Origin of the sequence: Bacillus sp. MM09(2025) (assembly GCF_050496725.1) — a bacterium.
Classification (GTDB): Bacteria; Bacillota; Bacilli; order Bacillales; family Bacillaceae; genus Bacillus; species Bacillus pumilus.
In genome coordinates this window covers 21,129-42,139 of record NZ_JBNWEN010000001.1, presented here as the reverse complement: position 1 = coordinate 42,139, position 21,011 = coordinate 21,129, and the positions used below count along the sequence as shown (strand labels likewise).

General features: G+C 41.4%; 23 protein-coding genes. 9 read left to right on the top strand and 14 right to left on the bottom strand.

Annotation, left to right across the window (positions count from 1 at the left end; translation table 11 throughout):
* Positions 1-9 precede the first annotated feature (9 nt).
* The 9 genes from ACQYAC_RS00230 to ggt form a co-directional block, all read right to left on the bottom strand.
* Positions 10-1,335: a dihydrolipoamide acetyltransferase family protein gene (locus ACQYAC_RS00230; protein WP_429942523.1), complete on the bottom strand. Its 1,326-nt coding sequence runs from the start codon at positions 1,333-1,335 to the stop codon at positions 10-12.
* Positions 1,336-1,352: 17 nt separating this feature from the next.
* Entirely contained in the window at positions 1,353-2,333 is a 981-nt protein-coding gene (locus tag ACQYAC_RS00225; RefSeq protein WP_144462509.1) for an alpha-ketoacid dehydrogenase subunit beta, read from the bottom strand.
* A gap of 31 nt (positions 2,334-2,364) precedes the next feature.
* Positions 2,365-3,348, bottom strand: coding sequence for a thiamine pyrophosphate-dependent dehydrogenase E1 component subunit alpha (locus tag ACQYAC_RS00220; RefSeq protein ID WP_169056348.1), 984 nt, complete (start codon positions 3,346-3,348; stop codon positions 2,365-2,367).
* Positions 3,349-3,530: 182 nt separating this feature from the next.
* Entirely contained in the window at positions 3,531-4,562 is a 1,032-nt protein-coding gene (locus ACQYAC_RS00215) for an alcohol dehydrogenase catalytic domain-containing protein (RefSeq protein WP_429942522.1), read from the bottom strand.
* The gene (locus ACQYAC_RS00210) at positions 4,559-5,005 is read right to left on the bottom strand and encodes a hypothetical protein (RefSeq protein ID WP_429942521.1); all 447 of its coding nucleotides are present in this window, start codon (positions 5,003-5,005) and stop codon (positions 4,559-4,561) included. Before ACQYAC_RS00210 ends, ACQYAC_RS00215 begins: the two co-directional genes overlap by 4 nt.
* 61 nt (positions 5,006-5,066) lie before the next feature.
* Entirely contained in the window at positions 5,067-5,345 is a 279-nt protein-coding gene (locus tag ACQYAC_RS00205) for a PTS sugar transporter subunit IIB (protein ID WP_003212259.1), read from the bottom strand.
* 19 nt (positions 5,346-5,364) lie between these two features.
* Positions 5,365-6,738: a PTS galactitol transporter subunit IIC gene (locus ACQYAC_RS00200; RefSeq protein WP_058014221.1), complete on the bottom strand. Its 1,374-nt coding sequence runs from the start codon at positions 6,736-6,738 to the stop codon at positions 5,365-5,367.
* 53 nt (positions 6,739-6,791) lie between these two features.
* The gene (locus tag ACQYAC_RS00195) at positions 6,792-7,259 is read right to left on the bottom strand and encodes a PTS sugar transporter subunit IIA (RefSeq protein WP_058014222.1); all 468 of its coding nucleotides are present in this window, start codon (positions 7,257-7,259) and stop codon (positions 6,792-6,794) included.
* A 650-nt stretch (positions 7,260-7,909) separates the two neighbouring features.
* The gene (gene ggt / locus ACQYAC_RS00190) at positions 7,910-9,661 is read right to left on the bottom strand and encodes a gamma-glutamyltransferase (RefSeq protein WP_429942520.1); all 1,752 of its coding nucleotides are present in this window, start codon (positions 9,659-9,661) and stop codon (positions 7,910-7,912) included.
* A 227-nt stretch (positions 9,662-9,888) separates the two neighbouring features.
* On the opposite strand from ggt, the gene ACQYAC_RS00185 reads away from it, so the two are divergent.
* From ACQYAC_RS00185 to ACQYAC_RS00160, 6 genes are all read left to right on the top strand, one after another.
* Positions 9,889-10,347, top strand: a complete 459-nt coding sequence (locus tag ACQYAC_RS00185; RefSeq protein WP_058014224.1) for an ASCH domain-containing protein — start codon at positions 9,889-9,891, stop codon at positions 10,345-10,347.
* Between the two features lie 206 nt (positions 10,348-10,553).
* Complete coding sequence (locus ACQYAC_RS00180; protein WP_003212390.1) at positions 10,554-11,171, top strand: DUF47 domain-containing protein; 618 nt, start codon at positions 10,554-10,556, stop codon at positions 11,169-11,171.
* Between the two features lie 15 nt (positions 11,172-11,186).
* Positions 11,187-12,185, top strand: a complete 999-nt coding sequence (locus ACQYAC_RS00175) for an inorganic phosphate transporter (RefSeq protein ID WP_058014225.1) — start codon at positions 11,187-11,189, stop codon at positions 12,183-12,185.
* A gap of 137 nt (positions 12,186-12,322) precedes the next feature.
* Complete coding sequence (locus ACQYAC_RS00170; RefSeq protein WP_003211137.1) at positions 12,323-13,093, top strand: type II toxin-antitoxin system SpoIISA family toxin; 771 nt, start codon at positions 12,323-12,325, stop codon at positions 13,091-13,093.
* Positions 13,062-13,238, top strand: a complete 177-nt coding sequence (locus tag ACQYAC_RS00165; protein WP_080984789.1) for a type II toxin-antitoxin system SpoIISB family antitoxin — start codon at positions 13,062-13,064, stop codon at positions 13,236-13,238. Before ACQYAC_RS00170 ends, ACQYAC_RS00165 begins: the two co-directional genes overlap by 32 nt.
* A gap of 100 nt (positions 13,239-13,338) precedes the next feature.
* Entirely contained in the window at positions 13,339-13,470 is a 132-nt protein-coding gene (locus ACQYAC_RS00160) for a hypothetical protein (protein WP_260850301.1), read from the top strand.
* Here the strand turns inward: ACQYAC_RS00160 and ACQYAC_RS00155 are convergent.
* A complete protein-coding gene (locus ACQYAC_RS00155; protein ID WP_429942519.1) occupies positions 13,459-14,358 on the bottom strand; it encodes an N-acetylmuramoyl-L-alanine amidase in 900 nt (299 codons plus the stop codon). The genes ACQYAC_RS00160 and ACQYAC_RS00155 overlap by 12 nt on opposite strands.
* A gap of 310 nt (positions 14,359-14,668) precedes the next feature.
* Here ACQYAC_RS00155 and ACQYAC_RS00150 point away from each other — a divergent pair, with 310 nt between their 5' ends.
* Entirely contained in the window at positions 14,669-15,217 is a 549-nt protein-coding gene (locus tag ACQYAC_RS00150; protein WP_058014228.1) for an ImmA/IrrE family metallo-endopeptidase, read from the top strand.
* A gap of 16 nt (positions 15,218-15,233) precedes the next feature.
* Here the strand turns inward: ACQYAC_RS00150 and ACQYAC_RS00145 are convergent, their stop codons facing one another.
* Complete coding sequence (locus ACQYAC_RS00145) at positions 15,234-15,857, bottom strand: poly-gamma-glutamate hydrolase family protein (protein WP_429942518.1); 624 nt, start codon at positions 15,855-15,857, stop codon at positions 15,234-15,236.
* A gap of 244 nt (positions 15,858-16,101) precedes the next feature.
* Between ACQYAC_RS00145 and ACQYAC_RS00140 the strand changes: the two genes are divergently transcribed.
* Entirely contained in the window at positions 16,102-16,473 is a 372-nt protein-coding gene (locus ACQYAC_RS00140; protein ID WP_058014230.1) for a DUF5412 domain-containing protein, read from the top strand.
* A gap of 36 nt (positions 16,474-16,509) precedes the next feature.
* Here the strand turns inward: ACQYAC_RS00140 and ACQYAC_RS00135 are convergent, their stop codons facing one another.
* The gene (locus ACQYAC_RS00135) at positions 16,510-17,334 is read right to left on the bottom strand and encodes a methyl-accepting chemotaxis protein (protein WP_429942517.1); all 825 of its coding nucleotides are present in this window, start codon (positions 17,332-17,334) and stop codon (positions 16,510-16,512) included.
* Positions 17,335-17,554: 220 nt separating this feature from the next.
* Here ACQYAC_RS00135 and ACQYAC_RS00130 point away from each other — a divergent pair, with 220 nt between their 5' ends.
* Complete coding sequence (locus tag ACQYAC_RS00130) at positions 17,555-19,027, top strand: NAD(P)/FAD-dependent oxidoreductase (RefSeq protein WP_429942516.1); 1,473 nt, start codon at positions 17,555-17,557, stop codon at positions 19,025-19,027.
* 32 nt (positions 19,028-19,059) lie between these two features.
* Here ACQYAC_RS00130 and hag (ACQYAC_RS00125) read toward each other — a convergent pair whose 3' ends face one another.
* On the bottom strand, positions 19,060-19,881 hold the full coding sequence (hag, locus tag ACQYAC_RS00125; RefSeq protein WP_044141245.1) for a flagellin Hag: 822 nt from the start codon (positions 19,879-19,881) through the stop codon (positions 19,060-19,062).
* Between the two features lie 288 nt (positions 19,882-20,169).
* On the bottom strand, positions 20,170-21,009 hold the full coding sequence (gene hag / locus ACQYAC_RS00120) for a flagellin Hag (RefSeq protein ID WP_106049058.1): 840 nt from the start codon (positions 21,007-21,009) through the stop codon (positions 20,170-20,172).
* Positions 21,010-21,011: the final 2 nt, after the last annotated feature.

Here is a 21,011-nt window from a genome sequence, read left to right as displayed (position 1 = left end):
ATTCATCTCCTACATTAGCAATTCAAATGGTTGTTCAAGCACTTTTTTAAGGTCTGTTAAAAAGGCAGCTGCTGGTGCGCCATCTACCACTCGGTGATCAAACGATAAACTGACACCCATCATTGGCCGCACCTGAATTTCTCCATCCACTGCAACAGGCTTATCTTGAATCCGTCCTACTCCTAAAATCGCCACTTCCGGCTGATTAATGATCGGGGTAAAGGTATCAATGGCATACATGCCTAAGTTACTAATCGTAAAAGTGGACCCTTTCAGCTGGTCCGGAAGCAGCTTTTGATCGCGTGCGTTTCGGCCAATTTCTTTCGCTTCTTTTGTTAGTTGTTTTAATCCTTTTTGATTCGCATGAGAAATGACTGGTACCATCAAGCCGTCTTTCACTGCAACAGCAAGACCAATGTGTACATCCTCATGGGAATGGAGCTCATTTTGTTCAAATGTCATATTGATCTGCGGGTGGCGCGTGAGTACATGGCTGACCGCATGAATGATGATTTCTGTGAACGACAACCGGTAGCCTGTCTCTTTTTCAATCGCCGGGAGTAGCTGCTGACGCACTTCTTTTGCTTTCGTCATATCAATTTCACTTGTTAATGTGACGTGCGGTGCTGTAAAAGCACTTTGTGACATGCGATCAGCAATCACTTTTCTCATGCCAGCTAATTTTTGTGTTTTCACAGGCGAAGCCTCTGCTGTTTGCGTTGCTGCTGCTTGTACGTCACTCTTCATGATCTTGCCGTGAGCGCCAGATCCAGAAACTGCTGCTAAATCGATTCCTTCACGAGCAGCGACTTTTTCTGCAAGTGGTGAGACGCGTCGGTCTTTCTCACTAGAATGAACGACTGCCTCGACGTCCCGCTTTTGGACTCTGCCTTTTGGTCCTGTGCCAGATACCTCTTGAATCGCCACATGATGATCCTTTGCCGTTTTTCTCGCTGCGGGCGTGGCACGTACTTTTTCATCAGATGTTTTTGGAGCTTCAGTAGAACTGGATGAAGACGAGTCTGGTGAAGATGATTCGCTGCTTTCTGAGGAATCCTCATCTGCCTGTGCTGGCGGCTCGCTTGGCACCTGTTCATTTGCCTCTCCAATATATCCAATAACAGCATTGACTGGAATTTGATCATCAGCTTCGTAGTATTTTTTTAGAAAAATGCCGTCATCATAGGCTTCCACCTCGATGTTGATCTTGTCTGTCATAATTTCAAAAAGAGGCTCACCGATTTCAACCGAATCTCCTTCTTCTTTAAACCATTGAAGCAAGGTTCCGATCTCCATCGTACTGCTTAGCTTCGGCATAAATATCTCTTTTGGCATGATCTTCTCCCCTTTATTTAAGAGCGTGCAAGCTCTTTTGCTGCTTCAATAATATCTGGCACTTGTGGAATGACCGCTTTTTCCAGTGTCGGGTTGTATGGTATTGGAACTGCAAGGCCGCCAAGTCGTTTAATCGGCGCATCTAAGTAGTCAAACGCTTCACTTTCCGCTATCATACTTGCAATCTCTCCGCCGTAGCCGCCTCGTTTGACCGCCTCATGAACCACGATACATTTACCCGTTTTCTTCACAGATTCGATAATGGTTTCTTCATCTAATGGGACGAGTGTTCTTGGGTCAATGATTTCAACATCGATTCCCTCTGCTTCTAGTTCCTTCGCCGCTTCTAATGCTTTGTGTACCATAATCGCTGTTGCTACAATTGTGACGTCCTTCCCGCTTCTTTTCACATCAGCTTTCCCTAAAGGAATCGAATAAGGCTCTTCAGGCACTTCGCCGATTGTTTTATATAAAAGCTTGTGCTCGTAGAAAATGACAGGGTTGTCATCATCCATTGCTGCTTTTAAAAGTCCTTTGGCATCATAAGCTGTTGAAGGCTGAACCACCTTTAATCCTGGAATATGAGCCATCCACGCTTCTAAGCTTTGTGAATGCTGCGCTGCGGCACCCGTTCCTGATCCTGCTGGTGTTCTCACAACAAGTGGTACTTTTCCTTTTCCGCCAAACATGTATCGTGTTTTAGCTGCTTGGTTTACAAGCTGATCCATTGCGATTGTAATAAAGTCAGAGAATTGAAGCTCTAAAATCGGACGCATACCTGTCAAAGCCGCTCCGACTGCACCTCCTGCGATGGCAGCCTCAGAGATTGGTGTATTGCGTACGCGCTCTGGACCGAACTCTTCAATCATGCCGCGCGTGACCCCAAAAGCACCGCCATATACGCCGATATCCTCACCTAAAATAAATACATCTTGGTTCTCTCTCATTTCCTGACTCATAGCCTCTCGAACGGCTTCTAAATATGAAATCTCTCTCACTGTTGTTTTTGTCACGTGATTCCCCTCCTAATTAGGCGTATACATCCTCTAATAGTGTATCGATTGACGGTTCTTTACTATTTTTAGCGAATTCTACAGACGCTTCAATTTCTTTCTTCGCTTCTTCCTGTAAGACCGCTGCCTGCTCTTCTGTCAAAACATTTAGTTCAATCAAGAGAGATTTAAAGCGCTTGATCCCGTCTTTTTGTCTCCACTCTGTTTCTTCTTCACGTGTACGGTATTTTTTCGCATCACTCTTAGAGTGACCCTTCCAGCGATACGTTTTCATTTCAACAAGTGATGGACCTTCTCCAGCTCTTGCACGGCTGACCGCTTCATCTACTGTGTTCATAATCTCAACCATGTCATTTCCATCAATTGATTTTCCTGGGATTCCATAGCTTTCTGCTCTTGTTGAAATGTCTTCAATGTTAATCATTTCTTTTACAGGGCCAGACATACCGTACTGGTTATTTTCACAAATGAATACAACAGGCAAATCCCAAATGGATGCAAGATTTAGTGCTTCGTGAAAGCTTCCTTCATTTGTCGCTCCATCTCCGAAGAAACAAAGAACGACAAAGCCTTCCTGTTTCATTTTAGATGTGAGCGCTGCACCTGTTGCCAGCGGGATACCGCCGCCAACGATTCCATTTGCGCCAAGGTTCCCTTTTTCTAAATCAGCGATATGCATCGAGCCGCCTTTTCCTTTGCAATAACCAGTCTCACGCCCGAATAGTTCCGCCATCATCTTATTGACCTCTGCACCTTTTGCAATACAGTGACCATGTCCACGGTGCGTACTGACGATCTTATCTTCGTCCTTTAATACGGCAATTGATCCAACAGCTGACGCTTCCTGTCCGACACATAAATGAGTGGTTCCATGGATAAGTCCTTTCGCAAAGAATTGATCGACCTTTTCATCAAAATATCTCACTAACCACATTTGTTTATATAAATCTGCTAATCTCTCATGACTAATCTGTTCAGGCAAAGTGATTTGTTTTTGCATTTCTTCTCTCCCCTTTACATTTGTTCTTATGTGTTACATTTGTAATTATCATACGTTTAAGTATCATTGAAGTCAAGCATTTCTCTTTCATTTTTAAGCGTTTTCACCTTTTATCAGAAAAAAAGAGAAAGGCAAAGCCCTTTTCTAAAGAACTTCTCTTTCTCTTCCAATCCCTTACGTTCTCATTCATCTGGATACATCATGATTTTGACACTCTCACCTTCAGGGTGCCTTGCGCATTCTATCGCCTGAAGCAGCTGACTTAACGGATAACGATGCGTCACCATCTTTTCTGTGTTGACCACTTTAGCTCTTAGAAGTTCAAGGGCTTCGAGGTAGTGATAAGGATGCGAGGAATAGGCTCCTACTACTTTCACTTCATCATGGAAAAATCGATCAGCCTGAATGGAGACGTCTCCCTTTGGGAAATGAGCAAATACTAAAATCGTTCCGCCTCTCGCTACTGCTTGAAACGCTTCTTTTAAAAGCGCACTACTCCCAACAGAAATAATGACGAGGTCTGCTCCCTTTCCATTTGTTTCTCTCATGACCCGGTCTTCCACCGGCTCAGAGGCTGGATGAAAAGCGACGTCTGCCCCTAAATTTCTCGCTTGCAGCAGCCGGTTCTCATTCACATCCGTTATCATCACTTTCCCAGCCAAGTAATGTTTGGCAAGCTGTAGTTGAATGCAGCCAATTTGCCCCGCTCCAAGGATCAGTACAGAATCTCCTGGATGAACAGGTGCACGTTCAAAACCGTGCAGGCAGCAGGCGACTGGCTCCACCATCGCCCCTTGCTCATATGAGACGTCATTTGGGAGCTTGCCCATTGTGTGCTTGACATGTAATGCAGGTACGCGGATATACTCTGAAAACCCGCCTGGCTCTACATTAGTGGCTGCAAACTGCGAACACATTGTATAAAATCCCCTTTGACAAAAGTCACAGGTAAAGCAAGGCACATGGTGCGCAACATAAACCCTGTCTCCCGTTTTTATATTTGTCACATGCTTTCCGGTTTCAACAATATCACCAGCGATTTCGTGCCCTAGTACCGTTCCTGGAGGTACCGTCTCATGTGTTGCTTTGTAAATATCTGTGCCGCATAAGCCGCAGGCACGCATCCTTAATAGAACTTCATCCTCACTTATCGCAGGCCGGTTCCGCTTCTCATACCGAATGTCCTCTGAAGAATAAAAGACAGCTGATTTCATGTAGCTGCATCCTCCTTTTCATCACCTTTCGCAAAACCCTGCAACGTTTGCACAAGCTGCTTGTACTCACTCATCTCACTGGATATCCAGTAACGTCCTCCGAATATACGAGATGGGCCCACCCTGACATAGACTTTTCCGATATGAGGGTATGGCTTAATAAAAAGCTTTCCTTTAATATCAGAGACCGCATATGTGTGCCATCTGCCAAACGCTCCGATTTTGAGTTTATCTTCACTAATGATGACGTTTGTCGGCTGGTTCAGTCCAGTGATACTAGAAAGCATGAGGATAGGCAGCGTATAAACGCCTAACACAGCTAACGGTTCAGGCCCTGCTGACATTAACGTATAAAGAGACCAAAGGAAAAACAGACAGATGAGTACGGCTGGAAGAAAAATAGACAACACTGCAGACGTTCGGCTGTAAGCATGATGCTGCATGAGACGTCCTCCTTTCAGATACTTAGAAGGAGCCGGGAAAGCTCCTCCATGGAATGATTGTTTACTTAATATGATCGATGATTTTTTCAATATCATCTTCAATGCCAAATCCGGTTAAAAAGGATAATGTTTGAATCACAGGCGTTCCTTTCGTATCACTCACTGGTGTTGTCGTTACGATTAAATCGGCGCCCTCCGCTTTTTGCGGGACTTCAGATGCCTTGCACTGTTCCACCACAACATCGTATCCTTTTTCCTTTAACGTCTCTTCGACCTTTTTAGCAACAACCGTTGATGTTGCAACCGCTGTTCCGCATGAAACCAATATTTTCTTTGCCATAAGAATCCCTCCAGCTCGTTTATTGATCTTTCTGATCTAAGCCCATTTCTTTCGCATACTGCTTTCTAATATCATTTCGCACCCAGTACCATAGAAGCGCATAAGCCAAAGCACAGATGATGGCTGCAATAAAGTATGGATTGCTCGGATCAAGAAGTCTCACCATGATCCAAGGAATGACGTGGGAACCAAGGTCAATACCTGAAATCATATTGGCTCCTTCTGGGAAGTCAAATCCGACTGCTTTCCCCATTGTTGTCGCAAGCGGTGCGAGATTCGTTGCGATAAAGAAGACAATCATTAATGTAAAAATACTGTTAATAAGACCGCGAATAATATTTCCACGAGCGGCTGCTACTGCCCATACAACTGTAAACGGCAGAACTGATAAGTCAGCAAACGGCAGCATGCCATTGTAAGGCAGAACGACCGCAAGTAGAATCGTAATCGGCACCATAAGAAGGGCTACCGCCATATTTGCCGGATGACCAATCACAATCGCTGTATCTAAACCAATATAGACATTTTTTCCAGGGAAGCGCTTTTGAATATAAGAACGAGCGCCCTCAGAGATTGGAATAAGACCTTCCATTAATAACGCAACCATTCTTGGCATTAGCACAAGAACTGCTGCCATTTGAATACCAAGCGTCATGACGCCTTTCGCATCATATCCACCTAAAAGACCAATAATGATACCAAGTATGAGACCCATCACAAGTGGTTCGCCAAAAATGCCAAAACGTTTCTTCAATGTTTCTGGATCAGCATGAATTTTGTTTAAACCAGGGATCTTGTCAATGATGCGGTTAGACGCATACATAAGCGGCGCAAAGTTGACCGTTTCAGCATGAGCCATCGATACGCCTTTCAATCCAAAGTGGTGTTCGATTGTCGGTGCCGTCCAATCGGCTAATTTAAGTGTGATAGCAGAGACGATCAAACCAACAGCAAGTGCCAAGAACATATTATGATAAGCGTAGTAAGTCACAGAGGCTGCGAAAATCAAATGCCAGAAGTTCCAAATATCCACATTCAGTGTTTTCGTAAAATTAACGGACAATAAGATGACATTTAACAAAAGCACAAGAGGAATCATCAAAGGGGCAACGGGTGTTCCAAAGGATATAGCAGCTCCAATCGGCCATCCAACATCCAAAATATCGAGCTTTAGCCCAAGGGAAGTAACCATGGCTTTTGCTGCTGGCCCAAGGCCGCTCACAAGCAAATTAATGACAAGGTTGACACCGACAAACCCAATTCCGATCGTAATACCGGCTCGGAAGGATTTCTTAAAGCCTTGCCTTAAAATCATACCGAAAAGCGTCATAATAATCGGGAGCATAATAGTTGGTCCAAGGTCTAATATAAAATCGACAGCTTGCTTGATCATACATCCACCTCCTGGATTTTTTAAATAAAGCGCTTACATTCTTTTGAGAAAGGCTATTGGTTTAATTCTTTCTGAAGCAAAGCAACCGCTTCTTCATACGACGTCATGTCAGACAGCTTCGTCATCACCTCTTCTTTTCTAAAAAGTGTCATGAGCTTCTCTAACATCACAAGCTGCTTACTAGGTTCAGAGATTGCTAGGACGAACACAATTTTGGCCAGCACAGTTTCATCAGGGCTCCCCATCTTGTGAAACATAACAGGTTCCTTTAGAGTGGCTACACTAATCGCCGGTTTGTTCACATGCTCAGGATCTGTATGTGGAATTGCTACCCCAAAGGTCGCAAGTGGAAGGCCTGTAGGATATGTTTTTTCTCTTTCAAGCACCGCTGGTAAAAAGCTCGACTTAATATATCCTCCTGCTTCTAATTGCTCTGCTAAATATGTGGTCACCTCCTCTCTCGAAGATGCATCGTACTGCAGCTTGATCAGTTGTTCATCTAACTCAAACAAGTTGTTCAAACAACCACCCCTTTCATTTGGTATAAATGTGAACACATGTAACAAAAAGAAAGAACATTTTAGAATAGAACCTTTTATAAAGCGCTTACAAATATACATCATTGAAAATGTTCAATGTTGTTACCTTTGTGAAGATATTATAATATTCTAAATTATAAGTCAATGTTCCTAGGAAAAATTTTATAAAAAAAGATGCAGTCTTTTCTGCCTCTCAGATTGTTGACAAAGGGCTAAAATGATTTTTATTTTAGCCCTTTGTCTTCTTTTCAGCGTGATAGAAAACCTTTGCAGTCTAGGAAGGACGAGCACCGGAATGGAGCGAATTGACATTCGTGAGTACCGACGCGCAGGACTGACACCAATGCGAGGGTTTGTCTACACGCTGAGATGCAATCTTTTCTGCATCTTTCATCAACTCTGCTCTACTTCTTATTAAATGTGACTTCTTCTAATCACTCAGTACTTGATCTTTGTTGTGAGCAACAACTTTGTCATTCATACGCAAAAAGACCCTTAGCCATTGAAATACATTACAGTCCTGTACTTCAAATGGCCAAGGCGTCTTCGGCTCTCTGATCCGATGTTTTTTTTATATAAATAAAAAAAGAAACGCCATCCTCAAGAGGCGCTTCTTTTCCCGGGAAATGTTCTTATTGGGCAGAGAGCTTTAAATTGACGCCAACGGCAGTTCCGTTTCTCGAGGAATCAGCCACACCAGTAAAGGTTCCTGCTTTTCGATCAATGAGTAGCGCTTGAACATTTCCTATATCAATAGGCGAATTGCCGAAACGATGCCCCATATCATTAAGCTTTGTTCTCACATCGAGAGGGACACCTACTTCATAACGATAAGAAGTTGGACTGTTTGTATAAATTCTTGGTTCTTCAACTGCATCCTCAAGCTCCATCTCATATTCAAGCAAATTCAAAATAGTTTGTGAAACAGAAGCAATGATGGTTGTTCCTCCCGGTGAACCTACTGTCATGACAGGCTCATTATCTTTAAAAATGATGGTCGGTGTCATACTGGACAACGGTCGTTTATTCGGCTGAACTTCATTTGCTCCGCCTGGTATTGCATCAAAATCTGTTAGTTCATTGTTTAAGAAGAAACCATATTCCGGGACGAGAATCCCTGTACCAAATAACTGTTCAATGGTTGTCGTGAACGACACAACATTTCCCCACTGATCAGCAACAGTAAAATGTGTGGTCTCACCAATGGTTTTATCTTCAGGCTGCGGTACAATAGGAGATGGATTTTTTTCATCCTCATACGCCCACGGATCTCCTTCTTTCGGGTTAAGATTCTTTTTGTCTAATTGAATAAGAGAGGCTCTTTCTGAAATGTAATCATCGTCTAATAGTCCTTTTAGTGGAACATCTACGAACTCGGGGTCACCGGCATATGCAGCACGGTCTGCATAGGAGAGATGCATCGTTTCAGCAAGTAGTTGATATTTTTCGAATGATTTGGGGTCATATTGAGATAGGTTAAAGTGGTCAAGTATTTTGAGCATTTGCAGCATAAACACCCCGCCTGAGCTTGGTGGAGGCATACTTGCAAGCTGGTATCCTTTATAGTCTCCCCAGATAGGCTTGTCAGTCTCGACCTCATAACGACCAATGTCATCAGTTGTCATTGTCCCGCCAAAATCTTGGACTGTATTTGCAAGTGCCTTTGCTACTTTTCCTTCATAAAATGCTTTGCTTCCTTTTTTCGCAATGAGCTTAAATGTTTTTGCAAGGCCTGGCTGAACTAGGAGGTCTCCTTCTTTGAGCGGCTGATCATTTGGAAGAAAGATGGGCGCTGCAGCCGTTTTTTTCAATTTTCCTTGATGATCATCAATGGCTTTTGCCAAGACAGAATCGATTTCAAATCCATCCTCTGCAAGCTGGATGGAAGGCTTAATCAATTCCTTCATCGAGCGGGTTCCCCACTTATCTAATGCCGCCTCAAGACCTTTCACAGTCCCTGGAACACCAACAGCATTACCATGTGTGGATCGCTCAGCAAACGGGATGGCTTTCCCCTCATCTGTTAAAAACATGTCAGGTGTTGCGCCTTGTGGTGCTCTTTCTCGACTATTGATGATGGATGTTTCTTTTGTCTTCCCATCATAAACCATCATAAATCCTCCGCCACCAATTCCAGACATCATTGGCTCTGTCACATTCAGTGCGTACTGGATGGCAACAGCAGCGTCAACAGCGTTTCCACCTTTCTTTAATACATCTGCACCCACTTCTGATGCGAGCGGATGGGCAGTAGCCACCATGCCATCTTTCCCAACAGCTACTTTATTCCCATGAGTTTCGTTTGCAGTGACCTGACCGACAGGCAGAAAAAACGAGAAAACCAACAGACATATGGACAAAATAGTCAGAGAAATGCGTTTCATACACAACACCCCTTCCATATTCTTACTTTGACCATACCGACTTCTTGACCAGAATACAATAGATTATTCTAAAATTTCTAAAATTTTCATTCTATCATCCTATATTCATCAAATGTAAAGCGGATTTTCAAAACATATGACACACGTACTAAGTAGGGATAAAGACACTATCCTTTCATGTTTTTGATTTCGCGGTATAATAAACGCATCGCAAAGGGGGAAGAATGATGAATCAAAAAAGCACTTTATTTTGGGAAACATATTGGAAAGAAAAATCAGAAAGCGCACCAATTGACGCATCTGTTTCCGCTTGGGCATTTGGAGCAGACCCAGATCATTTACTTGACCTTGTTCTGCAAGGGAAAAAAACAGCGACATGTTCTGGACATCTTTTTTACGAAAAGGAACAGGAGCCGCTTCCAAAGGCAGGGCAATATGCGGTCATTTTGGACAGCCATGACGAACCAAAAGCCATCATAGAGATCACGCATGTAGATGTCATGCCAATGAATGAAGTTCCAGAATCATTTGCCCAAGCAGAAGGTGAAGGCGATCTTTCTTATCACTATTGGTACAGAGCCCATGAAGCATTTTTCACAGAATCACTCAAACCGTACGGATTAGAATTTAAAGAAGACATGCTCCTCGTTTGCGAGCGATTTAAACTTGTTTATTCAGCTTCTTAAGCTTTAAGCGGCGCCAAAAAAGGACCGCTTTTTTCATTTCTTTTCTCCTTTCTGAAAAAGGTGTGATGAGAACACATCTTTAGGTCAGAATAAGATCAAATAGAAAAAGTGAAGAAATTTTCGACTACACCTGTTTTTTTTCGACAAAAGAATATATAATTATTTGATGTGTGCATTGTCTCATTTATACAATGGAGGGTTTTTACATGTTAAAAAGGAAAAAAGACAAGTTTTCCGTCTTGTTAACGGAAATTGCTAAAAATTTAGATGAAACTGCTGAGTATTTTGTTAGCTATAAAGTAACAAATCAAACCACTCTGAAAGAATTTTCTGACACATTGAAGGAATATGAGACAAAAGGTGATAATCATGTTCATACTATGATTAAAGAGCTGAACAAAGCCTTTATTACACCGATTGAACGTGAAGACATTCTTCAATTGACGAATAGCCTCGACGATGTTTTAGATGGAATTGAGCATTTTTCAGCCACAATGGAAATTTATTCAATGACAAGCTCTGACGAACATATCGACAAATTCAGCCACTACATCAGAGAATGTGCGAAGGAAATCTTAATTACAATCGATTTACTGGCTGAAAATCGCTTAAAAGATATTCAACCACACGCAATCAAAATCAAAGAGATCGAGCACAATTGTGACAATCTTTATCGTAAATCACTCAAGAACTTGTTTGGAAAAGAAACGGATCCAATCAAGGTCATTCAATACAAAGAAATTTACGAAACACTTGAAGAAATTGCCGATTCCTGTCAAAGTGTTGCCAACAATCTAGAAACAATCATAATGAAGAATGCGTAACGGGGTTAGTTAAACATGGACACATTACTCATCCTTACCATATTTATTGTCATTTGTGCACTTGCTTTTGATTTCATCAACGGATTCCACGATACAGCAAATGCCATTGCCACTTCGGTTTCAACAAAGGCGTTAAAGCCTAGACATGCTATTATTATGGCAGCGTTTATGAACTTCTTAGGAGCAATGACATTTACAGGTGTGGCAAAGTCCATTACAAAAGACATCGCAGATCCTTTTACACTTCAAAACGGTTCTGTCGTCATTTTGGCTGCTTTAATTGCGGCCATTACTTGGAACTTGCTTACTTGGTATTACGGGATTCCGAGTAGTTCTTCGCATGCACTGATCGGATCAATTGCAGGAGCTGTTATTGCCTCTGCTGGTTTTGGCGCTTTAAACTATTCGGGGTTCATTAAAATCATTCAAGCACTGTTGCTTTCACCTATCCTAGCTTTCGTATTAGGATATATCGTGTACACCATTGTCAAATTTATATTTAGAAACCACAATCTCGCAAAAACAAATAAACAATTCCGTCGTGTTCAAATTTTAACTGCAGCACTACAATCGTATACCCACGGAACAAACGATGCGCAAAAAGCGATGGGAATTATTACGATGGCTTTAATTGCAGGGAATTTGCATACAACAGACGATATTCCTTTCTGGGTACAATTCTCTTGTGCGCTTGCAATGGGACTAGGTACGTCTATTGGCGGCTGGAAGATTATTAAAACAGTCGGCGGTAAAATTATGAAAATTCGTCCAGTAAACGGAGTATCTGCCGATTTAACGGGTGCAGCTATTATCTTCGGTGCGACATTTATTCACTTACCTGTTAGTACCACTCACGTGATCTCATCTTCTATTCTAGGTGTAGGTTCTGCACACAGAGTAAAAGGGGTAAACTGGGGTACGGCAAAACGTATGCTTGTCACTTGGGTAATTACATTACCGATTTCAGGAACTCTCGGGGCTCTTATATACTTTGTGTTAAATGCGATTATCTAATATCAAAGACCTGTCTGACAGGTCTTTTTTTATTTGTCTGCACCCTTTTCCTACAAGCCATTTTTTCATGAAGCAGGGTTTCCAATCATATCCATAGAAATAAAGTAAGTATCCATCTGTCTATGGGAGAGAAAATCATGCTATTATTTTTTCAATTGACCGTGTGGTTATTGCTGGGTGCCCTTGCTGTATATGTATTTGCCGTATGGCGTTTTGAACAAAAAGTAAAAGAAAAGATGTTTGCCATTCGTAAAACGTGGTATTGGATTTATGTAGCTGGTGCTGTTGTGTACTGGACAAATGATCCTTCTTCAATCTTCACCGATTGGATGCACTACTTGATTATTGCCGTTTTTTTCGCATTAACCGATGCATTCATCTTTCTCAGCTCCTATATTAAAAAACTCGGAAATCACGAACTAGAAACCGACACCCACCAACTCCTAGAACAAAATAACGATCTACTTCATTCTTACCTCAATAAACTAAAAACGTACCAATACCTATTGAAAAACGAACCGATTCATGTATATTATGGAAGTGTAGAGGCATATATAGAGGGAATTGAACGGCTCATTTATTCTTTTGCCGACAAGATGAATATTCAAGCGGTTCTTTGTCCTTACGATACGCAGGAACAAAAAGATGACCTGCTCCGGACACTTGACCAGCGAGCTCTTATTCAGGCGAAGCTTGACAGGCAGGAAGTCTATTACGATGATTTCGGCAAATTGGTGCTCATCCCGTTTTCTGTAGCAGATGATCACTTCGTCATTAAGCTCACCTCTGATGATATTGTCACTGAGTTCGACTATTTATTAATGACGTCACTTACAACAATTTATGACCTAATCTTGCCTGACGAAGAGGAAGGTGATGAAGATGGACCACGCACTTCAAGGGGATAACAACAATCGCAAGAAAAACCCTTTTAAGATTTTAAAGAAAAAGCAACATATCAGTATGGCGGATTACAAGGTAAGCCCCCATACAGAGCGTATTTTTAAAAAGAATGAACAGCTATTGGATGAGTATAAAAATAAAAGGGCTTGATTACACTAAAGGACGCGGAACAAAATCCGCGTCCTGCTTCCATTTTTACATAGACTTGCATACAATAATCTATACGCTGCAACGATTGAGGTGCCAATAAATGAAAAAGAAAATCAAACAATTGAGATATGTTCAGTTTGCTGAATTTAAGTCGTCGCCTTATATGCGTCGATTAAATGAGCAAAGTGAAGCAGTCATCCAATCATCCAAACAGAAACACTCACTGATTTAACAGCTTCAGAAGCTTTTCCTTCGTTTTAGGTCCGTATACCCCATCACTTGTCAGACCATTTACCAGCTGAAAACGCGCTACGGCGTTCGCCGTTTTTTCTCCGTAAACTCCGTCTATTCCTTTATTTGCAGCTGCTTTATCAGGATAAAAATAAACAGCAGCAAGCGCCTGCTGGACGAGGCGTACGTGCTCTCCCTTTGTCAATGGAGAAGTCACCTTTAAAACCCCATCTGGCAGCTCATACAAGCTCTTTGCATCGTTACGATAAATTTTGAGAACTTGTCCAATTTGAATCTTATTCGGATCACTAATGTCATTCCACTTCTGTAAATCTTGAACTGTGACCCCATGAGCTTTCGCAATACTCGTTAACGTATCCCCGCTTTTCACGACATATGTGATGACCGCCTCAGGATCTTCTGCTGTTTCAATCCCTTTTTTAAATTCATTCCAAGTAGATAGAAGCTGGCGTGGACATGCTTTTCCTGACCAGTACTGATGTGTGACCACATTTGCTAGCGGAATGTGATGTTCTTTTAACAGCTTTTGAATGAGCCATTGTGCATGTTTGACCGCTTGCTGAAAATTCCCATCTACATTCTCACAAATTTCAATTCCGATCGACTTCCGGTTACCATTCCCATGACCATCCCCTGCATGCCAACCATTTTCATTTACCGGCAGATGCTGAAAGATTTCATGATCATCCACTGTAAAGTGCCAGCTCACCTCTGTCGTTGGGCTTTTTACATAGGCCGCATGACTTTTCGCATCCGCTCCCTTTGACGTGTTTGCTGTGTTATGCACCGTTACATACTCCGGTGTCATCGCATACCCTGGGCGGTTTCCGTTTCCAACTGGAATAAAATCTTGATAAATTTGTACCATGTACTGCACTCCCTTTTGCTAGATTGAATTGATCTTTCTCATCAATCGGTGGCATTCGTAAGACAATACTTGTTTGTTTTCATGAGACGACTATGGTAAAATTTGAATTCAATTCACTCTTTTTAGTCGTGAAACGTGCAAAAATACAGAAAAAAACAGGAATTAATTCCATTTTTCCTTGATTTTATGTTAAAATTGTTAAAAATAAACCGATAATAAAAGTAAGTAATAGCTCATTTAGCTATTTAGTCCTATATGGACTTTTCTTTTACGTTAAGAATAGAACATACGTTTGTATGGAGGTTTTCAAATGACTGGTTTTTTAACCCATTTAGAAGAAGATATTAAGCGTTTATATGCTCAATTACAAATAAGCGGTCCTGCTTATAGAGAGATGCAAAGGATCGCTTCTGAATTTCGCGTATGGGTCCATTACGAGGAGACTGGCAGCATGATGATCCAGCATCAAGGTCTTTACAGTATTATCTTAAACAGATCCCTATCACCTGAAGAACAGTGGCAGGATTTTGCCCACGAGCTTTGTCATGTGCTAAAGCATACAGGAAATCATTTTAAAATGAACAAACTCTTTCGAGAATTGCAGGAGTTTCAGGCAAAACAATTCATGTATCACTTTTGTGTTCCAACCTTTATGCTGATGAAAATGAAGCTTCCACCCCTTCGGCAGCAAGCCATTTTTCATATTGCTCAAACGTTTCATGTCACTTGGACTTTTGCTGAAAAGCGGCTTGCCTTATTCGAACAGCGAAAAGCAGGTATTCGCTTTCAGCAGGAGTTTACGTCTTATTTAATGAAAGCAGAAAGAGTCGCTGAAAAAGAAGCTGTTTATCAAACGTAAATCATCGCATAAAAGTTTATTCATAAAGGGCTAATACTTGTTTGAGTACATTTGTGTACCGATAAAATTGTTCAGTTTGTGTATCTCGCCGGTATTGACGCCTAAAGTCTTGAAAGAATGCTCTTCTTTGCGCCTGACTAATTTCAAGTTGTACACTTTTTCCTGTCAGACATTTGTTATTGATATTATCAGGATGCGTTCCAGAAAAACGATCAGATTCGGCTAGCAGCAATGCTTGAAAGCCATTTTGCGTTAAACGCTTCACAGTTTCTGCCGCTCTTTCTCTGTCCGTACCTCCCACTAACGTTTGAAGCACCTCTGTTTCTCCGTAGCCATGAAGTGCAAACGTATAATGATGGGTATGCACCTCTGAAAGGCAAAGCGGCTCATCAAAGCGTGTACTTGTAATATGAAGCACATGATTGCCTTTTACTTTAAGGCCTTCAAATAAATACATAGAATAGTCACTAGAAATTTCATGAACAAGCTCACTCACGCCTGATTCAATTCCTCCAGCATGAGGAGACAAAACTAGCAGCTGGTCACCTTTTCGCTCGTGAAGAATTTGATAATCAATCCCTTTTCTTTCATGAGCGGAGAGCTCTTCATAATTTTGATACGTATCGATAATTTGCCTCATGTCATCTGCTCCATTTCTTTATATGAGCATAAGTCTACTGATCCCTCATTCTTTTGTAAAGAGGTTTCGAATCAAATATACCACTTGAATTCTTCCTTAAATTTTCCTTACTTTTACGGCATTCTGTTGAATTTTGAGAAAAAATGACCGATAATTGAAACGAATAGAACTTTTGGACTATATGAATCTTTTTGTATTCTCTCTCATAAATTAGAAATATTGTGATCTACATCTGGAGGAATTCATGTTAAAAAAGAAAACCACCCTCACTCTTATCATCTTACTCCTTAGCTTCGCTGGCATTATTTATTGGAAATGCTTCTCTCTTCAAGGCGTGTCTCACGGAACATTCATCCGCTCGATGTCCTCACCTGACGGAATGTATATCATCAACACCTATCAGCATAGCGGAGGAAAGCTAAAGGAAAACGCAGTCAGAGCAGAAATTGAAAACAAACTGACCCATCGCAAGAAAACGATTTACTGGAAATACCCTGATAAGGACCCTCTCATCAAATGGAAAAACGGACAGCTTGTTCAAATTGGACATGAGTTTTTAAATGTGGTGAAAGGCGACACCTACGATTATCGCTTTGATCAGAACAAGAGAAAATAACGACATACAAAAAACGAATCCTCTTGGATTCGTTTTTTACGTTGCCATGACGGTTTGCATAAATTTCTTCATATCTGTACTAACCGTTGTCAATCGATCAACAATTTCGCTAAATTCCGTCACAAGTGAAGCCTGTTCTGATGAAGAACCTTTCATATGGTCCATACTTTCAAGTAATGTATGTATATTGGAGGAAATTCCTTGTAATGAGCTTTCGATGTTTTCTGTTGCACGTGAAGTTTCACTTGAAAGCTTTTGAACCTCACTTGCTACAACACTAAAACCTGCTCCTTCTTTTCCTGCCCTGGCCGCTTCAATTGACGCATTCAATCCTAGCAAACTCGTTTGTTTCGAGATGCCTTTAATCATTTTTGTAATATCAGCTGTTTGTTTCGAGCTTTCAAGAGTTTGCTGCGTTTGTAAGGTCATCTCCTCACTTGTAGCAGAAAGCTCCTCTGAATGCGCCGCCACCACGTGCACCTTTTCTTGAATACTTTGAATAATGTCATTCAATGAATCCATATACGCTTCAAGCTCTATTTGATTTTTGAGCGGAAATCCTAAAGCGAGGGCACCAATCACTTGCCCGTTTTCATCAAAAATGGGCAATCCCATTGCATTTAAAGGTACTCCATATACTGATTCAGGCACAAACATACTCGATGTCTCACCTCTCAGCGCTTTTTTCATATTCAGATCATCTGGTTTAATACGTTCACCAGCTCGAATTTGAAAATCAACATCTTTCGATGGCAAATACAGCAAAAATTTCTCTCGGTCAATGACACCCATCGTCACTTCATTTTTTAAAATCTGCATCATATAAGGTGCTGCTGTCACTATACTCTGTAGTATATCCAATTTCTCTACCCCCTTATATTATTTATCGGCCGCTTTTCTTAAAATAATAGTTATTTTTTAAAAATAATGATGATGAAAGTTATTTCTCATATGTATGAGTAAAAAGAGGGAAATTCCCTCTCTATATTCAACAAAACGTAAATTTGCTATAATTTAAGCATCAACATATGATGAAATGGTCATGTAATCATTATATATATATTCATTGGAGGCGCATGTTGTGAGACAACCTATGACATATGAGCGGGCGATCGTCATTGGCGGCGGTATGACGGGAATACTCGCTGCAAAAGTTTTATCAACGTTTTATCATCAAGTTTTTATTATCGAAAAGGACGAAACGCCAGACTCTCCTAAGAATCGTCTCGGCACTCCTCAAGCTTTTCATCCACATAGAATGCTGCCACTAGGCAAGCAAATCATTGAACGTCTATTCCCTGGCTATACAAAAGAGTTACTGACAATGGGCGGATTTAATACATGGCAACAAACCTCTCGATTTATCACAAAAGATGGTGAATTAACGCTTACTGATACAGAAGAAACAGCCGTTACAAGACGTGCCATGCTAGAGTGGGTGCTAATGCAAAGAATGTTAAATGAGGGACGGGTGCAATGTTTAGAAAAACATGAAGCCCTCTCACTTCAGTTGAAAGAGGGAACGAATCAAGTTATCGGACTGGTCGTAAAAGATCGGCATCAAAAGCCAGGACGCATTTTTGAAATGAAAGCAGACTTAGTGATCGATACATCTGGAAGAATGTCTAAATTGCCAAAATGGCTGAAAGATGCTGGACTAACCTTACCGCAGACAGATGAATTAAGTGTGTCACTCGGTTACAGCACTAGATATTACAAAATACCACCAGAAGCGCCATACCAGCAATCAATGGTCGTCGTGGGTCAGCCAGACAGGCAAATTCCAACAGGACTGTTTGAACGCGTAGATCATGATTTAGTAGCTGTTCTTCTCTCTGCAGCTGGCGGATCACATTATCCAACAACGGATGCTGATCAATTTGATTCAGAAACAGCTGCACTCGCGCATCCCGCAATAGCAGATGCCATCACTCATTTAACGCCCTATACTAAACCAAAAGGGTTTAGAGTCCCTTCTTGCGTAAGACATCACTATGAACAAATGCACGAATGGCCAACTGGATTATTGGTGATGGGCGATGCCTTGTGTACATTAGACCCTATTCACGGGCAAGGAATGACAAAGGCCGCACTCGAAGCACAAGTTCTTGAGCGTATGCTCAAACAAGCACAAAAAAATAAGCGGCTATCTTTTGAAAAGGACACATTACAACAAATGCAGCATGCCAATGAACTTGGCTGGTGGCTTTGTGCGATTGCTGATATGGCGTGGGAAGGCGTTGAATTAAAAGGAGAAACAACCATTCCCCATTTGACGTTCGTACAAGGATTTTTAAATCGCTACGTACAATACGCCATAGTAACAAAACAGCCTGAACGTCTTGAGGAGTATCACCGAATGCATTCTTTCTTAACAGAACCAAGAGACATCATCAACTTAGAACAGCTGCATGACATGATTCAAGCCGACACTTCTGGCGAAACGGCTGAATGGTGGAGTCAGTGGAATCAAGAGGACGATGAACGCAATCGGGCTTTTTTCCATGAAGCGGTTCCTGACTTTCGTTTACAGCAACTACTGTCATTCAATTGAAACAAAAAAAGCCCCTTTATGGGGCTTTTTGATTAACGTAATAATTGAAGTACGTTTTGTGGCTGTTGGTTGGCTTGTGCTAGCATCGCTTGAGACGCTTGAGAAAGAATGTTGTTCTTTGTGAACTCACTCATTTCTTTCGCCATGTCAACGTCACGAATACGAGACTCAGCAGCCGTTAAGTTTTCAGCAGAAGCACCAAGGTTGTTGATTGTGTGCTCTAGGCGGTTTTGGACGGCTCCAAGTGCTGAACGCTGTTTAGATACTGCGCCGATGGCTTCATCAATTTTTGCTACTTCAACGTCAAAGTCAAAACCATCTTCATTTACTTTAATATCTTTGACAGTCAAGGTTTCAGCGTCCATTTTGCCGATCTGAACGTTGATATTTTGCTCAATGTTAGCGCCAATTTGAAATTGGAATCCATCTTCAACGCTACCATCCAACAGATTTTTTCCGTTAAATGCTGTACGCTGAGAAATCCCATCAATTTCATCTACCAAAGCCGTGAGCTCTTCTTGAATAGCTGTTAAATCTTCTGTTTGTTGAGTCCCAACGTTACCCGCTTGAACAGTTAGTTCACGCATACGTTGAAGGATCGCATGTGTTTCAGTTAATGCACCTTCAGCCGTTTGGATAAGAGAGATACCATCTTGTGCGTTTTTAGATGCCATTTCTAATCCGCGGATTTGTCCACGCATTTTTTCAGAAATGGCTAGACCTGCTGCGTCATCTCCTGCACGGTTGATACGAAGACCAGAAGAAAGCTTCTCCATGTTCTTTTGCCCTGCTCCATTGTTTGCAGACAAACGGTTCAGTGTGTTAAGTGCTGCGATATTGTGGTTAATTCTCATGTTTCATGACCTCCATGTGTTTGAACCAATTGAACATCCTTGTCCAAAAGTTCTAAATTAGAATTTTTTTGTAAGCCTTACAATCCATTTATCGAACTTTAATGGAATTTGTTTAACAAAAAAGGGATAAATGAGGTGAAAGTCTCATTCGTTATGATCGTTTCGCTAGAGTATGCCAAATTTAAAGGTCATTTTTCATGATTTGTCAGAGGGATTTAAGAATCATAAGACTGGAGAAAATGCGAAGAAAAAACAGCATAAAAAAAGCCCCATAAAAGGGGCTCTTCATTAACGTAGTAATTGAAGTACGTTTTGTGGCTGTTGGTTCGCTTGTGCAAGCATTGCTTGAGACGCTTGAGAAAGAATGTTGTTCTTTGTGAACTCACTCATTTCTTTCGCCATGTCAACGTCACGGATACGAGACTCAGCAGCTGTTAAGTTTTCAGAAGATGCACCAAGGTTGTTGATTGTGTGCTCTAGACGGTTTTGAACCGCACCAAGTTTACCACGCTCAGAAGATACTTTATTGATTGCAGCATCTACTTTGTCTAATAGAGCATCTGTATTAGCTGTTGTAGCAGTTGTTACAACATAATCAGCTTTCAACATATCAAGACCAGTAGCAGCAGTACTCATGTCACTAATTTGAACTGTCAGCTGTTGTGTTTTGTTAGCACCAATTTGGAAAGTAAATCCATCAGTTTGAGTACCATCAAGAAGGTTTTTACCGTTGAATGCTGTACGTTCAGAAATTCCATCTACCTCATCAAGAAGGTTATCAATTTCATCTTGGATAGCTTTAAGATCTGTTGTTGCATCTTGAGTACCAGTGTTACCCGCTTGAACTGTTAATTCACGAACACGTTGAAGGATTGAGTGAGTTTCAGTCAATGCACCCTCAGCTGTTTGGATAAGAGAGATACCATCTTGTGAGTTTTTAGAAGCCATTTCTAAGCCGCGGATTTGTCCACGCATTTTTTCAGAGATTGCTAGACCTGCTGCGTCATCTCCTGCACGGTTGATTTTAAGACCAGAAGAAAGTTTCTCCATGTTCTTTTGGCTAGCACTGTTGTTTGCAGATAAACGGTTCAATGTGTTAAGTGCTGCGATATTGTGGTTAATTCTCATTT